This window comes from Clostridium sp. MD294, assembly GCF_000364165.2.
GTDB lineage: Bacteria > Bacillota > Clostridia > Lachnospirales > Anaerotignaceae > Coprocola.
Genome location: NZ_CP097810.1, coordinates 388130 through 404180, shown reverse-complemented (window position 1 = coordinate 404180; position 16051 = coordinate 388130). Strand labels below are relative to the sequence as shown.

General features: G+C 30.0%; 11 protein-coding genes and 1 other RNA gene. 10 read left to right on the top strand and 2 right to left on the bottom strand.

What is annotated here, in order from left to right; genetic code table 11:
• Positions 1-8 precede the first annotated feature (8 nt).
• The 9 genes from C820_RS01970 (at position 9) to C820_RS01930 (ending at position 13022) form a co-directional block, all read left to right on the top strand.
• Positions 9-2162: a Tex family protein gene (locus C820_RS01970; protein WP_004035803.1), complete on the top strand. Its 2154-nt coding sequence runs from the start codon at positions 9-11 to the stop codon at positions 2160-2162.
• A 13-nt stretch (positions 2163-2175) separates the two neighbouring features.
• Positions 2176-3312 carry an exonuclease SbcCD subunit D gene (locus tag C820_RS01965; RefSeq protein ID WP_004035808.1) on the top strand — a complete coding sequence of 379 codons (1137 nt, stop codon included), beginning with the start codon at positions 2176-2178 and terminating at the stop codon, positions 3310-3312.
• Positions 3309-6083, top strand: coding sequence for an AAA family ATPase (locus tag C820_RS01960; RefSeq protein ID WP_004035809.1), 2775 nt, complete (start codon positions 3309-3311; stop codon positions 6081-6083). Before C820_RS01965 ends, C820_RS01960 begins: the two co-directional genes overlap by 4 nt.
• Before the next feature lie 243 nt (positions 6084-6326).
• On the top strand, positions 6327-8117 hold the full coding sequence (gene dnaG / locus C820_RS01955; protein ID WP_004035812.1) for a DNA primase: 1791 nt from the start codon (positions 6327-6329) through the stop codon (positions 8115-8117).
• Positions 8118-8174: 57 nt separating this feature from the next.
• Positions 8175-9221 carry an RNA polymerase sigma factor RpoD gene (gene rpoD / locus C820_RS01950; protein WP_035296439.1) on the top strand — a complete coding sequence of 349 codons (1047 nt, stop codon included), beginning with the start codon at positions 8175-8177 and terminating at the stop codon, positions 9219-9221.
• 70 nt (positions 9222-9291) lie between these two features.
• Complete coding sequence (locus tag C820_RS01945; RefSeq protein WP_004035815.1) at positions 9292-9549, top strand: hypothetical protein; 258 nt, start codon at positions 9292-9294, stop codon at positions 9547-9549.
• Positions 9549-10256: a tRNA (adenine(22)-N(1))-methyltransferase gene (locus C820_RS01940; protein WP_004035817.1), complete on the top strand. Its 708-nt coding sequence runs from the start codon at positions 9549-9551 to the stop codon at positions 10254-10256. Before C820_RS01945 ends, C820_RS01940 begins: the two co-directional genes overlap by 1 nt.
• Positions 10229-11353: a Nif3-like dinuclear metal center hexameric protein gene (locus tag C820_RS01935; RefSeq protein WP_004035818.1), complete on the top strand. Its 1125-nt coding sequence runs from the start codon at positions 10229-10231 to the stop codon at positions 11351-11353. The genes C820_RS01940 and C820_RS01935 overlap by 28 nt, the downstream gene beginning before the upstream one ends.
• A 13-nt stretch (positions 11354-11366) precedes the next feature.
• Positions 11367-13022 (top strand): nucleoside kinase, encoded by a 1656-nt coding sequence (locus C820_RS01930; protein WP_004035819.1) that lies wholly within the window; start codon positions 11367-11369, stop codon positions 13020-13022.
• A 40-nt stretch (positions 13023-13062) separates the two neighbouring features.
• Here the strand turns inward: C820_RS01930 and C820_RS01925 are convergent, their stop codons facing one another.
• On the bottom strand, positions 13063-13464 hold the full coding sequence (locus tag C820_RS01925) for a DUF6578 domain-containing protein (protein ID WP_004035820.1): 402 nt from the start codon (positions 13462-13464) through the stop codon (positions 13063-13065).
• A 126-nt stretch (positions 13465-13590) separates the two neighbouring features.
• Here C820_RS01925 and rnpB point away from each other — a divergent pair.
• An RNA gene (gene rnpB / locus C820_RS01920) (RNase P RNA component class A) lies at positions 13591-13929 on the top strand.
• A 52-nt stretch (positions 13930-13981) separates the two neighbouring features.
• Here the strand turns inward: rnpB and C820_RS01915 are convergent.
• Positions 13982-16000, bottom strand: coding sequence for a methyl-accepting chemotaxis protein (locus tag C820_RS01915; protein ID WP_051057754.1), 2019 nt, complete (start codon positions 15998-16000; stop codon positions 13982-13984).
• Positions 16001-16051 lie beyond the last annotated feature (51 nt).

Sequence of the window (16051 nt, the reverse complement as noted above, 5' to 3'; positions counted from 1 at the left end):
AGGAAACAATGGATATACAATTAAAATTACAGCAAGAATTTGAACTAAAACAAACACAAGTAGAAAATGTAATAAAACTTATAGATGAAGGTAATACAATACCTTTTATTGCTCGTTATAGAAAGGAAATGACAGGTTCATTAGATGACCAAGTATTGCGTTCTTTATCAGAAAGGCTTTACTATTTACGTAATTTAGAAGAAAAAAGACAGCAAGTCAAAAATATCATTACAGAGCAAGGAAATATGACAGAAGAGTTAGAGCAAAAACTTTCTTTAGCTGAAACAATGACAGAAATAGAAGATATTTATCGTCCTTTCCGTCCAAAACGTCGTACAAGAGCAACGATTGCAAAAGAGAAAGGTTTAGAGCCTCTTGCAGATTTGATATGGCTTCAAATTGTTCCAGATAGTATAGAAAATATGGCAAAAGAATTTATTGATGCAGAAAAAGGCGTTGAAACAATAGAAGATGCTCTTTCTGGTGCAAAAGATATTATTGCAGAGCGTATTTCTGATGATGCAGATTTGAGAAAAATGCTCAGAACAGAAACCGTAAAAAACGGATTTTTAACTGCAAAAGCAAGTGATGAAACAGCACAATCTGTATATGAAATGTATTATGATTTTAAAGAACCTATTAAAAAAGTAGCAGGACATAGAGTACTAGCAATTAATAGAGGAGAAAAAGAAGACTTTTTAACAGTAAAAATTGCTTTAGAAGACGAAAATGTTTTACTTCAAAAGCTAGCTTATAAAATTATTATAAAAAATAGCAATACAAGAGAAATATTACAAGAAGTTATAGCAGATAGTTATAAAAGACTGATTTCTCCTTCTTTAGAAAGAGAAATACGAAATGATATGACAGAACAAGCAGAAGAAAATGCAATAAAAGTGTTCCGTGAAAATTTAAAACAACTTTTATTACAACCTCCTATTAAAGATAAAGTAGTATTAGCATTAGACCCTGCTTTCAGGACAGGCTGTAAAATTGCTGTAATTGACCAAACAGGAAAAACATTAGATACTGCTGTTGTGTACCCTACAGCACCTCAAAAGAAAACAGAAGAAGCAAAAAACAAATTAAAAGATATGATTGAAAAATATCATGTAGATGTTATTGCTATAGGAAATGGTACTGCTTCCAGAGAGTCAGAAATTTTTGTAGCGGAAACATTGTTGAAGGCAATAGATAGAGCTGTTTTTTATGTTATTGTAAATGAAGCTGGAGCATCTGTATATTCTGCTTCTAAATTGGGAGCAGAAGAATTTCCTGAATTTGATGTTGCATTAAGAAGTGCAGTTTCTATAGGTCGCCGTTTGCAGGACCCTCTTGCAGAACTTGTTAAAATAGACCCTAAATCTATAGGTGTAGGACAATATCAGCACGATATGAACCAAAAAAGATTAGGAGAAGCATTAGGTGGTGTAGTAGAAAGCTGTGTAAATGCCGTTGGCGTAGATTTGAATACAGCTTCTCCTTCATTACTCTCTTATGTAGCAGGAGTAAGCAATGCTGTAGCAAAAAATATATTAAAATATAGAGAAGAAAACGGAAAATTTAAAACAAGAAAAGAGCTTTTAAAAGTACCAAAATTAGGACCAAAAGCATTTGAACAATGTGCAGGTTTTTTGAGAATACCAGAAAGTGAAACGGTTTTAGATAATACAGGAGTACATCCAGAAAGTTATAAAGCAGCAGAAGCACTTTTAAAAACAATAGGTTATACATTAGAAGATGTACAAAAAAAGAATGTCAAAAATATTTCTCAAAAAATATTTTCTAAAGAAAAAACAGCAGAAGAATTAGGTATTGGTGTACCTACATTAGAAGATATTATAAAAGAGTTAGAAAAACCAGGACGTGACCCTCGTGAGGAAATGCCTTTGCCAGTATTAAGAAGTGATGTTTTGTCTATGGAAGATTTAAAAACAGATATGGTATTAAAAGGAACAGTAAGAAATGTTATTGATTTTGGTGTTTTTGTAGATATTGGTGTACATCAAGATGGATTAGTACATATTTCAGAATTATCTGAAAAATATATTAAACACCCTCTAGAAGCAGTAAGTGTTGGAGACATTGTGCAGGTAAAAGTGCTTAATGTAGATATGGCTAAAAAAAGAATATCATTAACTATGAAAAATATACAACAATAAAATGAGGAGTATTATGAAATTTATACATTTATCAGATTTACATATTGGTAAAAAAGTAAATGAATTTTCTATGTTAGAAGACCAAAAATATATTTTTGAAAAAATTATTTCCATTATAGAACAGCAAAATGTAAATGGTGTGTGTATTGCGGGAGATATTTATGATAAATCAATACCACCAAAAGAAGCAGTACAAGTATTTGATGATTTTTTAACTAAAATAGCAAAAAAGAATATACCTGTATTTGTTATCAGTGGAAATCATGATGCAGCAGAGAGAATTGCTTTCGGAGCAGAATTAATGAAACAAAGTAGTGTTTATTTTTCCCCTGTATTTGACGGAAATGTCAATGAAATTATATTAAAAGATGAGTATGGTGAAATAGCAATATATATGCTACCATTTATAAAACCTGCTACAGTAAGACCCTTTTATAGTAATGTAGAAATTAACTCTTATAATGATGCTGTAAAGATAGTAATAGAGAATATGAATATCAATAAAAATAGAAGAAATATATTAATTGCTCATCAATTTGTAACAGGAGCGGAAAAAAGTAATTCAGAGGATATTTCTGTGGGAGAAATTGACAATGTAGATGCAGATGTTTTTAGTGATTTTGACTATGTTGCTTTGGGGCATATACATAAACCACAGTATGTAGGGCGTGAAACAATACGTTATTGTGGTACACCTTTAAAATATTCTTTTTCAGAAGTAAATCACAAAAAATCTGTTACAATAGTAACATTAAAACAAAAAAATAATGTTTCTATTGAAAAAATAGAGTTAATACCTCAAAGAGATATGTGTGAAATAGAAGGATATTATCAAGAAATTACTTCTTTATGTTATTATAAAAATATTAATGTACAAAATTATATGCACATTATATTGAAAGATGAACAAGATATTATAGATGCTATTGCAAAACTTCGAAGCATTTATCCCAATATTATGCGATTAGATTATAACAATAAAAGAACACAAAATAATCAAACAGTTCCTGTAACAGAAAATATAGAAAACAAAACACCTTTACAATTACTACAGCAGTTTTATGAAGCACAAAACAACTGTGCTATGACAGAACAACAAACAGTATTTTCTGCTCGCATTATGGAAAAAATATGGGAGGTGGAACTGTGAAGCCAGTAAAATTAACAATATCGGCTTTTGGACCTTATGCAGAGAAAGTGAATATTGATTTTGAGAAATTAGGAGAAAAAGGATTATATTTGATTACTGGAGATACAGGTGCAGGTAAAACAACTATATTTGACGCTATTACATTTGCTCTTTATGGTGAAGCTAGTGGTAATGTAAGAGAAGCAAATATGTTTCGCAGTAAATATGCTAAAGAGGACACCCCTACTTATGTAGAATTTACTTTTTTATATCAGAAAAAGCAATATCATATTTATAGAAATCCAGAATATATCAGAAAAAGAGAAAAAGGAGAAGGATTTACAACACAAAAAGCAGATGCAGTGTTGACATTTCCTGACGATAGAACACCTATTACAAAATCAAAAGAAGTTACAAAAGCAGTAATAGAGTTAATAGGAATTGACAGAAATCAATTTATACAAATTGCTATGATTGCACAGGGAGATTTTTTAAAATTACTTCTTTCTAAAACGGAAGAGCGTAGCAAAATATTTAGAGAAATATTTAATACAAAACCTTATTTTTTATTTCAAGAAAAAATAAAAGAGGAAGCAAATATTTTAAAACAACAATATGATGATATGAATAAAAATATTGTAAGATATGTAAAAAATATTTGCTGTAATGAGAAAGATGATTTTTATATTCCTTTAAGTAATTTACAGTCAAACAACACAATAGCTTCTATAGAAGAAGTGACTGATTTAGCACAAAAAATCATTATGAAACAACAAGAGGAGTTGACTGTTTTAAAAAATCATTTTGAAGAGATAGAAAACAAATTAGAAAAAGTAAATAAATTGTTAGGAAAAGCAGAAAATATTTCAAAAGCGAAAAAAGATATACAAAGAGCAAAAAATATATTAGAACAAAAACAGCCACTATTATATCAGTTAAAACAGAATGTAGAAATGGCTCAAATGCAATCACCAAAAATAGAGGAATTAGCAGTTATCATTGAAACAGAAAATAATAAATTAACAGATTATGATGAACTAGATAGATGGAATGATACAATAAATCAATACCACCAAAATATGAAAATATTAAAACAATATATAGAAAATGATACTTTAAAATTAAAGCAAATAGAACAAGTGCTATTCAATGAAAAACAAACAGTCAATGCACTAAAAGACATAGAAACAATACAGTCAAAGCTAGAAGCAGAAAAAAAAGAACTAGAAACCACAAGAGAAATTTATAGAGAAATTTTTAGTTCTATTAAAAAGTATGATACTACAATAAAGCAATTTCATATAGCACAGCAAAAATATGAAAAAACAGCATCAATTTGTGAAGACAAAAAACAGCAGTTAATTCTAATGGAAAGAGCATTTTTTGATGAACAAGCAGGAATATTAGCATCTAAATTGCAAAAAGGAAAAAAATGTCCTGTTTGTGGTTCTATAGAACACCCTGAAATTGCAAAAATGACTGAAAAAGCACCTAGTAGAGAAGAATTAGAAAATTTTAAAAATGATATTACGAATTTTGAAAAAGAAATGTCTTATTTTAGTATAAATGCAGGAGAAATAAAAGGAAGAGTAGAAACATTATACCAAAATATTGTAGTCAAATCAGAAAAAGTAATTGGAAAATGTCCTTTTTCAGATATTTCAATGATAATAGAACAAAAAGGAAAGCAAAGCACAGAACAAATTAATGCAATACAATGTCATATACAACAAATTAATGACGAAATAAAACAAAAAATTTCTTCAGAAAAAAGTATAGAACAAAATGAAAAAAAACAATTACAAATGACAGAAAAATTACAAAAAGCAGAAAGAGATAGTATTATTTTACAAAAAGAAATAGAAAATATTACTATACAAATAGCAAAGCTAAAAAGTAATTTAAAATATGAAAATAAAAAAGTTGCTTCTGCTAAAATTTTAGAAATGAAAAAAGAAAAAAGTGATATAGAGCAAAAAATACAGCAAACACAAATGGAATTTGAAAGTTGTACTGCATTAGTAGAACAACAAAAAATAGCAATAGACACATTAGAAAAACAAATTTCAAATGATATAGAATTAGATATAGAACAGTTACTTCAAAAACAAAAACAACTTACTATAGTAAAAAATGATACACAATATCATATAGATAATATAAATGTGCAATATACTTCTAATCAAAAAATACTTTATGAGATACAAAAATATGGTAATGAAATAGAAAAAATAGAAAAAGAGTATTATTTTGTAAAAAGCTTATCAGATACTGTAAATGGAAAAATTACAGGAAAAGATAAAATAATGCTGGAAACATATATACAAATGAACTATTTTGAAAGAATAATAGCAAAGGCAAATGTTAGATTTATGATAATGAGTAATGGCCAGTATGAATTAAAAAGAAAAGTAGATGCAGAAAATCGTGTTAGTCAAAGTGGTTTGGAATTAAATGTTATTGACCACTATAATGGTTCAGAACGTAGTGTAAAAACATTATCTGGAGGAGAAGCTTTTAAAGCTTCACTTTCTCTTGCATTGGGTCTTTCTGACGAAATACAATCATGTGCTGGAGGTATACAAATAGATGCTATGTTTATTGATGAAGGGTTTGGCTCTTTAGATGAAGAGTCGCTTAACCAAGCCATCAATGTACTTCATCATTTGACAGAAGGAAATAGAATAATAGGTATTATTTCTCATATTTCAGAAATAAAAGAGCGTATTGAAAAACAGATTGTTGTAAAAAAAGCAATGATAGGAGGCAGTTATATCACAATAGAAATATAAATGTTTTTTAACTAAATAAGGAGTATATTTTACTAATATTCCATAAAAAAATTATATAGCATCGTTTAAAATATCATATGTTTTTTGTAGAACTGTACAAATATTTAAAAATAAGAAGGATTTTTATAAAAAATGTCGAAATAAACTATATGGTTATATTCTGCTATTTGAATATTAACCACAATGTTGCTTATTTTAATATAATAAAATAATAAGCACAACAATTAAAATGAGGTGGTGCTTGTGCTGTATCCCCAAGAAATATTAGAGGAAGTACGGGTTCAAAACGATATTGTAGATGTCATATCAGAATATTTGCCATTAAAACAAAAAGGAACATCTTATTTTGGTCTTTGTCCATTCCACAATGAAAAAACACCTTCTTTTTCTGTCAGCAGTGAAAGACAATTTTATTATTGTTTTGGCTGTGGTGCAGCAGGAAATGTATATACTTTTATTATGCAGATGGAAAATGATACTTTTCCAGAAGCAGTAAAAAGGCTTGCAGATAGAGTACACATTACATTGCCTCAGCCACAATATACACAACAAGCAAAAGAACAAGAGATGCAAAGACAAAGACTTTTTGATTTACATAAAAAGGCAGGACGATTTTTTTATGAAAAATTGCATGAGCCTGTTGGAGAACAAGCAAGAGCATATTTACAACAACGTCAAATGAATAACAACATACAGAAAAAATTTGGTATAGGTTATGCACCAAAAGGACAACAAGAATTATATCAACATTTACAAAAACAAGGTTTTTCTCAACAAGAATTACAAAAAAGCGGATTAATAATAGAAAGAAAGGAACAAAAAGGATATTTTGACCGTTTTCGAAATCGCTTAATGTTTCCGATATTAGATATACAAGGTAGAGTAATTGGATTTGGAGGCAGAATATTGTCCAAAGGAGAACCAAAATACTTAAATTCTCCTGAAACACTTCTTTTTAATAAAAGCAGAAATTTATATGGCCTTAATTTTGCAAAAAATACAAGAAAAAGAGAAATAATATTAGTAGAAGGTTATATGGATATGATTTCTCTCTATCAAGCAGGTTTTAGAAATGTAGCAGCATCTTTAGGAACTGCATTTAATCAAGAACACGCAAAAGTATTAAAAAAGTATGCAGATAGTGTCATACTTCTTTATGACAGCGATGATGCAGGCACTGTAGCAGCACAAAGAGCAATTCCTATATTGACACAAAATGGCTTTCATGTGAAAGTGTTACAAGTCCCTAACGGAAAAGACCCTGATGAATTTATAAAACAAAATGGTGCACAAGCTTTTTCTCATTTATTGGCAAATGCTCAGCATTATATTACATTTCAAATACAATGTTTAAAAAAACAGTATGATTTCACACAAATACAGCAAAAAGTGGAATTTACAACACAAACAGCGAATATTTTAGCAAAATTAGATAACGATATTGAAAGAAATGTTTATACAAATGAAATTGCCAATATGACAGGAATTTCACAGCGAGCTATAGAAAATGAGATTATTAAAATAGTAAAAAAAGAAAATGAAGTGTTTGCACAAAATGCACAGCAAAAAAGAAAAACACAATATTATCAAAATAATAAAGATTTGATAACAAAATCATCAGGCATATTTGCTGCACAAAAAGATATTTTATTTTTATGTGCTTCTAATATACAAATTTACAACAAAGTAAAGACAATACTGTTAGCAGAAGATTTTGCAGAAGAAGTTTATAAAAGGGTTTATGAAAAAATAGATTTGCTTCATCAAAAAAGTGCTGTAGTATTTCCGGCGGAATTGGTCAATTATTTTGAGTTACCAGAAGAGCAAAAAATGGTGACAGAAATTTTTGCCGTTGCTTTGGAATATCAGTCTACAAAAGAAATAGAAAAAGCACTGACAGAAGAAGTCAAAGCTGTAAAAAAAGCCAGTTTGGATAAATTAGCTTCTCAAGCACAATCTGTTGAGCAAATTAAAAAGCTAATAGCAGAAAAAGGAAAACTAGACAGTTTGTATATTACAATAGCAGATGGTTAAAATACTAGAGAACAGAAAGGAAGGATCATATTGAAATCTGTCGATGAAAACACATTAATTACTCGATTGCGAGAACTAATTCAAATCGGCAAGAAGAAGAAAGGGGTACTGGAATACAAGGAAATTATGGATTACCTTGGTGATATAGACCTAGATTCAGACCGTATTGACAAAATATATGAATTTTTTGAAGCGAAGGGCATTGATGTGTTGAATACCATTGAGGCAGAAGATGAAATCGAAAAGGATTTGGATTTGACACTTCCTGAAGGTATCAACATTGATGACCCTGTTAGAATGTATTTAAAAGAAATCGGAAAAGTACCACTTTTGAGTGCAGAGGAAGAAATTGAATTAGCAAGGAAAATGGAAGATGGCGATGAATATGCCAAAAAGAAACTAGCAGAAGCCAATTTACGTCTTGTTGTAAGCATTGCAAAAAGGTATGTAGGGCGTGGTATGCTTTTTTTAGATTTAATTCAAGAAGGAAATTTAGGATTAATTAAAGCAGTAGAAAAGTTTGACTATCATAAAGGTTATAAATTTAGTACCTATGCTACATGGTGGATACGTCAAGCAATTACAAGAGCTATAGCTGACCAAGCCAGAACAATTAGAATACCTGTGCATATGGTAGAAACTATAAATAAATTAATTCGTATTTCAAGACAATTATTACAAGAATATGGTAGAGAACCAACTGCGGAAGAATTGGCAGTAGAAATGCAAATGCCAGAAGAAAAAGTGCGTGAAATTATGAAAATAGCACAAGAACCTGTGTCACTGGAAACACCTATTGGAGAAGAAGAAGACAGTCATTTAGGAGATTTTATACCTGATGATGATATTCCTGCTCCAGCAGAAGCTGCTGCATTTACATTACTTAAAGAACAGCTTATTGAAGTACTAGATACTTTAACAGATAGAGAAGAAAAGGTGTTACGTTTGCGTTTTGGTTTAGATGATGGACGTGCTAGAACATTAGAAGAAGTTGGCAAAGAATTTAATGTTACAAGAGAAAGAATTAGACAAATTGAAGCAAAGGCATTACGTAAATTAAGACATCCAAGTAGAAGCAAGAAGTTAAAGGATTATTTGGAATAAAGTGCATATAAGGTTTTGAGGGCATACACCCTTGAAACCTTTTTTCAATAATGGAAGAAGAGATGCCAGCATGAAACATCAAAAAATTTTTGCTATTATGATTATAGTTGTTTCTTTTATTATGATAGTTGTTTCTTTTAATATAAGACAACAAGCAGTTCAAATAGAAGAACAAACAACACAAGTGTCATCTAATATATTGTTAACAATATTAAAATATCAAAATATAGCAAATATACTGTGTGGTGTTGCAACAGTATTACTTTGTTTGTTGTTGTTTGCATTTGCTCATAAAATATTAAAAAAGCAACATAAGAGAGGTGAATAATGTTGGAATTGTCACGAAGACTGCGTTGTGTAGGAGATTTTGTAACACAAAAAACAGTAGCAGATATTGGAACAGACCACGCATATATTCCTATTTATTTACATAAAAAAGGAAAAGCAGAAAAAATAATTGCTTGCGATATTAATCAAAAACCTTTACAAAAAGCACAACAAAATATAAAAGCACATCATGCAGAAAATGTGATTGTAACTCGTTTAGGAAATGGATTACAGACTTTACAGCCAAATGAAGTAGATACAGTTATTATTTCAGGTATGGGAGGAATGCTTATAATAGAATTACTGAAGCAGTCAAAAGAGATAGTGGATACTGTAAAAGAATTTGTACTTTGTCCTCATTTAGATGTACCTGCTGTAAGAAAGTATTTACATTACATTGGCTATAGTATTGTAGATGAAAAAATGATACTAGAAGATGATATTTTTTATACAATATTAAGAGCAATAAAAGGAGAACAAAAATATAGTAAAGAAATAGAATATTTATTTGGTAAAATATTACTGGATAGTAAAGATACTGTTTTAAAACAATTTATTTTAAATGAAAAAAATCGTTTACAAAATATACAATTACAATTGTGTGATAAAAAAACACAACAGTCACAAAAAAGATTACAAGAGATTTTACAATATCAAAAATTAGTAGAGGAGGCGGAACAATGGCTGTATTGTGCAAAGAAATTATAGAACAAATAGAAACATTTGCACCACAATATTTAGCAGAACAATGGGACAATGTAGGATTGACAGTAGGAGATAAAAACAAAGAAGTTAAAAAAGTTTTGGTAGCATTAGATGTCATGACTCCTGTAATAGAAGAAGCTATTCATATTGGTGCAGATTTAATTGTAACACATCACCCTATGATATTGTTTCAAAAAATAAAGAATATACAATCAGATACCTCTTTAGGAAAAAAAATATATAATTTAATTAAAAATGACATTTCCGCTTATTGTGCTCATACCAATTTAGATATTGCTTTTGGCGGAACAAATGATGTTTTGGCAAATTTAGCAGGACTAGAAAACATAAAAATATTAAAAAATACAAATGCAGAACAATTAAAAAAAATAGTGGTGTATGTACCAAAGGAACATCAACAAACACTTCGAGAAGCAATATGTGATGCAGGAGCTGGTTTTATTGGAAACTATTCACATTGTACATTTTCATCAGAAGGAATAGGCACGTTTTTGCCATTGGAAGGTACAAAACCATATTTAGGAAAACCAGGACTATTAGAAAAAGTACAAGAGGTTAGATTGGAAACTATTGTGCCAAGTTCATTATTGCATACTGTTTTAAAAACTATAAAAAAAGTACACCCTTATGAAGAACCAGCATATGATATTTATGATGTGGAACAAAAAGGAAAACAATATGGTATAGGTAGAATTGGAACACTAAAAGAAAGTATGACATTTGAACAGTATAGTGTTTTTTTGAAAAAGCAGTTGTCATTAGACAGTATACGTATTGTGGGAGAAAAAAATAAAAATATTAAAACAGTTGCTCTCTGTACAGGAAGTGGCGTAGAATTTATGGAACAAGCCAAAATAATGGGAGCAGATGCTTATTTGACAGGTGATATTAAATTTCACGAAGCACAAAGAGCGATAGAAATGGGACTTTGTGTAGCAGATGTAACACATTATGCTAGTGAAGTTATTGTAGTACCTATATTAAAACAGTTTTTAGAACAAAAATCAAAGCAATATCATTGGGATATAGAAGTAATACAATCTTCTGTCAATGGACAGGTGTTTGAGCATATATCATAAAGGAGGGTTTATTATGTTGTCTATACAAGTATTAGGAAAAAATTTAGAAGTGCAAGAAGGAACTTCTTTTGAAACAATAGCAAAACAATTTCAAAGTGATTTTAAATTTCCCATATTATTAGCAAAACAAAATAACAAATTGATAGAGCTTTCTAATAAAATTCAACAAGGTGGAGAAGTAATATTTTATGATATTACTTGTATGGAAGGTATGAGAGTGTATCATAGAAGCGTTTCTTTTTTGATGATAAAAGCAGTAAAAGAAATGCTAGGGAAAAAAGCTTCTGTAGTGATAGAACACTCTTTACACAAAAGTTTATATTGCGAAATAAGAGAAAAAGATGTGCAAGTCAATCAAAAGTTTTTGGATACATTAACAGAAAAAATGAAAAGTTTGGTAGAAAAAGATATTCCTATTAATAAATATGCTTTTTATAGAGATGATGCTATAGAAAAGGTTAGGGAATTTGGTATGGAAAATAAAGCAAGATTGTTCCGTTTTAGACGTGCTTCTAATATTAACCTTTATGAAATGGATGGTGTTTATGACTATTTTTACGGCTATATGGTACCTTCTACAGGATATTTAAAAAGTTTTCAACTCATGCTATATGAAAATGGCTTTTTGATACGTTTTCCTGACAGAAAAAATCCTAATGAAATATTAAAGTTTACAGACCCTGAAAAAGTTTCTAGTGTTTTTATGGAGCAAATGAAATGGTGTTCTCTCATGAAAGTAAACAATGTTGCTGACTTGAATGAAGCAATTACAAATGGAAAATTTGGTGATTTGGTACGTATTAATGAAGCACTTCATGAAAAAAAAGTAGCAGAAATTGCGGATAAAATTTATCAAAAAAGAGATAAGGTAAAAGTAGTATTGATAGCAGGGCCTTCTTCTTCTGGAAAAACAACATTTGCGAATAGACTTTGTGTACAACTTCGTGTGTTGGGTATTATTCCTTACGCTATTTCATTGGACGATTATTTTATCAATAGAGAAGATGTTCCTATAGATGAATTTGGAAATAAAGATTTTGAAGATATTAATACGCTAGATTTAAAGTTGTTTAATGACCATATTACAAGAATGATAGCAGGGGAAACAGTAGAAATGCCTCACTATAATTTTGTGACAGGAAAAAGAGAGTATAATGGAAATTATATGACATTAGAAAAAGGTGGTATATTTGTAATAGAAGGTATACATGGGCTGAATGATTTATTGACAGCTTCTATTGCCACAGAAAATAAATTTAAAATATTTATTAGTGCTATGACACAATTAAATATTGATGACCATAATAGAATATCTACATCAGATAGCCGTTTGATACGTCGTATTGTAAGGGATAATCAATTTAGAGGTAGAGATGCTACTACTACTATTGCTGGTTGGGATTATGTTACAAGAGGAGAAGAAAAAAATATATTTCCTTTTCAAGAAAATGCAGATGCTATATTTAATTCAGCTACAATATATGAATTAAGTGTGTTAAAACAATATGCTGAGCCACTTTTGTTTAAAATAGAACAGTCACAAAGTGAATTTGTGGATGCCAAAAGATTAATTAAATTTTTAGATTATTTTTTAGGTGCAAATGGCGACGCTATACCAAATAATTCTATTATAAAAGAATTTTTGGGAGGTAGTTGCTTTAAAGTATGATAAAATAATAAAGAGCAGTATTTTTACTGCTCTTTTTATATTATGTATAAGTAATATCTTGCCTTTTTGCATTACGAACAGAGTAATTATTTATTTTTACAATATACCCACTAAGCTCCATATCATTTTTGTTTTGTTCACAACTATCTATATTTTGAACGCTTTCTATAATAAATTGATGAGAAGGAATAAGAAATCTTTTATTGTTAGGAGAATGTACATATTTTTGATAAAATAATTGTATCTCTGATATTGTACCAGACAAAACAAATAATGTTTTCCATTTATTACTATGTGCTTCGTAAAAATAGTCTATATTGATATTAGCAGGAGTAAAATTTTCTGAAGTACATACTGTCCATTCAATGACATCGCCAATTTTAAATTCTGTACCACAACACTGCATTTGCCAACTTTCATAAAATATAGTACAATATGCCATTTATTATTCCTCCCATAAAATGATAGCATTATTTTAGCACATATAATTACTTGCAACAACAAAATGTATTAACATAAATAAAATATAATAATTGACAAAAGTAAAATATATAACATATAATAAATAAGAGTAAGTTGAATGGTCGCATTTTTTTAAAAAAGTGAGGAAAGTCCGGGCTTCATAGAGCAGAGTGCCAGTTAACGGCTGGTGGAGGCGACTCTAAGGAAAGTGCAACAGAAATAAACCGCCTATATTATATAGGTAAGGGTGGAAAGGTGGAGTAAAAGCCCACCGCTTTGCTGGTAACAGCAAAGGCTATGTAAACCCCACTTGAAGCAAGGCGAAAGGAACAATAAAGAATGGCTCGTTCTGTTCCGTAAAAAAGCCGCATGATGATACTGGTGACAGTATACCAAGATAGATGACCATTCACGACAGAACCCGGCTTATAGACTTGCTCTAATAAACAAATTAAAAAACTGGCACATTTTTTGAAATGTGCCAGTTTTTTATATTTTTAAGAAAGTTGAAAACGTTTGATTTCTTTTTCCATTACTTTTGCTTGGGAAGAAAGTATATTTACGGCAGCGGAAGTTTCTTCTGCTGAAGCAGAGTTTGTAGATACTACAGAAGAAATTTGTTCAATGCCTATTGTAATTTGTGATATAGCATGAGATTGTTCTAATGACATTTTTGAAATTTCATTTAATTCTGCAATAATGGAGTTTGCTCCTACTACTACCTCATTCATAGCGGAAGCAGCTGTGTGAGCAATTTTTGTACTGTCTGCAACAGCATCTATTGTTTGTATAATTAATTGTGTTGTATTTTTAGCCGCTTCTGCACTTTTTCCTGCAAGATTTCGTACTTCATCTGCAACAACAGCAAATCCTTTTCCTGCTGTACCTGCTCTAGCCGCTTCTACTGCAGCATTTAAAGCAAGTATATTTGTTTGGAAAGCAATATCTTCAATTGTTTTAATGATTGCTTCAATTTGAGAAGAAAATTCATTAATATGTTGTATAGAATATAATACTTCCTTCATTTTTTTATCACTAACACTAATATGTTCTCCTACAGCAATAGCTTGCTGATTTGCATTTTCTGCTCTTTGTGCACTTGCTTCTACATGATGAGAAACGTCATTAAGAGAGGCAGCAAGTTGTTCTACTGCACTCGCTTGTTCTGTGGCACCTTGTGCTAAAGCAAGTGCATTATCTGCCATATGCATAGAGTTTTCTAATACTTTATCAGAAGAGTTTGAAACATGACTTAATGTAGTAGTTAAATTGGTTCTAATATCTAAAAGAGAGTCCTTAATTTTAGAAAATTCTCCTGTATAGTCATTTTGAAGAGAAAAAACAAGGTTACCTAATGAAATCTGACTTAATACACTTGCAATTTCATCTATATAAACAATATATTTTTTTAATTGTTCTACTGTTTTGGAAAAAGCAATAGAAACTTGACCAATTTCATCAGAAGAATGAGTATCCATTGTAATATTTAAATTACCTTCTGCAATAGACTGTGCTGCATTTCTTAATGACATCAAAGGCCTTATAATCATTTTAGAAAGTATGAAAACGCAAATAGCCATTATGATTAAACTAATAAAAAATGCTCCATCAATTTGTTTTGTAATGCTTTTATAAACGCTCATTGCTTCATCTTCAGGCATACAAGTTAATACCATAAAACCAGTATCACCAATTTCAGTTAAGGAACCATAATATTCTGTGTTGTCAATATTAAAAGTATAATCATCAAAAGCTGAATTTGCAACTGCAGATTTCATATCAGATGAAAAATCTGTTTCTGAGAAATTTTGATTTATATATGCACTATTTGGATGGTATAATATTGTTCCTGCTGGTCCCATGCAAACCAAAAAACCAGTATCTCCTACTATGTAGTTATCCATAATCTTAACAATACTTTCTAAACTCATATCAATAGCAGCGACGCCAATAACATTACTTGTATTTGTTTCTGTAATAGGAGAAGCAATTGTAACTACAATTTCACCTGTGTTAATATCTGTATAAGGCAATGTAATGAATGTTTTATTAGAAGTAACCGCTTCATACCAAGGTCTGGAAGCAATATCGTAATTAGGGCCTGTGACATAACCATCAGACATCATAAATTGAGATGAGTCAACGTCAGCGATAAAAACAGATAATACAGTATCAGAGTCTACTTGTTGTTGTTTTGTTACAGTTTGTTGGACAGAAGGAAATAAAGGTGCATCAACGAGAGCTGTATTTGGCAATGTTTGAATTAATAATTGTTCGATATTGCAATCTGCCGCAATGGTTTCTACTTTTGCGATATGCTGTGAAAAGAATTCGTTCGCTTCGTTGGAAACTGCAATAGCATCAGCGGATAATCGTTCTACTATAAGCCCTTGCGTAGATTTTCCAACAGAATTTGTAATAAACATACCCATTAATACGCATACAATAAGGTTTGGTAATAATATTCCCCCTAACATTTTAAAGTGCAAACTAATAAATTTTTTTTTCATTTTCATGATGTCCAACCCCTTCAATTTTATCCTTTCAATAAATAATATAATAATAAA

Coding starts and splice junctions, on each gene's coding strand:
- C820_RS01965 (WP_004035808.1), top strand. CDS start 2,176: ATGAAATTTATACATTTATCAGATTTACATATTGGTAAAAAAGTAAAT.
- C820_RS01945 (WP_004035815.1), top strand. CDS start 9,292: ATGAAACATCAAAAAATTTTTGCTATTATGATTATAGTTGTTTCTTTT.
- C820_RS01930 (WP_004035819.1), top strand. CDS start 11,367: ATGTTGTCTATACAAGTATTAGGAAAAAATTTAGAAGTGCAAGAAGGA.
- C820_RS01935 (WP_004035818.1), top strand. CDS start 10,229: ATGGCTGTATTGTGCAAAGAAATTATAGAACAAATAGAAACATTTGCA.
- C820_RS01915 (WP_051057754.1), bottom strand. CDS start 16,000: ATGAAAATGAAAAAAAAATTTATTAGTTTGCACTTTAAAATGTTAGGG.
- C820_RS01970 (WP_004035803.1), top strand. CDS start 9: ATGGATATACAATTAAAATTACAGCAAGAATTTGAACTAAAACAAACA.
- C820_RS01925 (WP_004035820.1), bottom strand. CDS start 13,464: ATGGCATATTGTACTATATTTTATGAAAGTTGGCAAATGCAGTGTTGT.
- C820_RS01940 (WP_004035817.1), top strand. CDS start 9,549: ATGTTGGAATTGTCACGAAGACTGCGTTGTGTAGGAGATTTTGTAACA.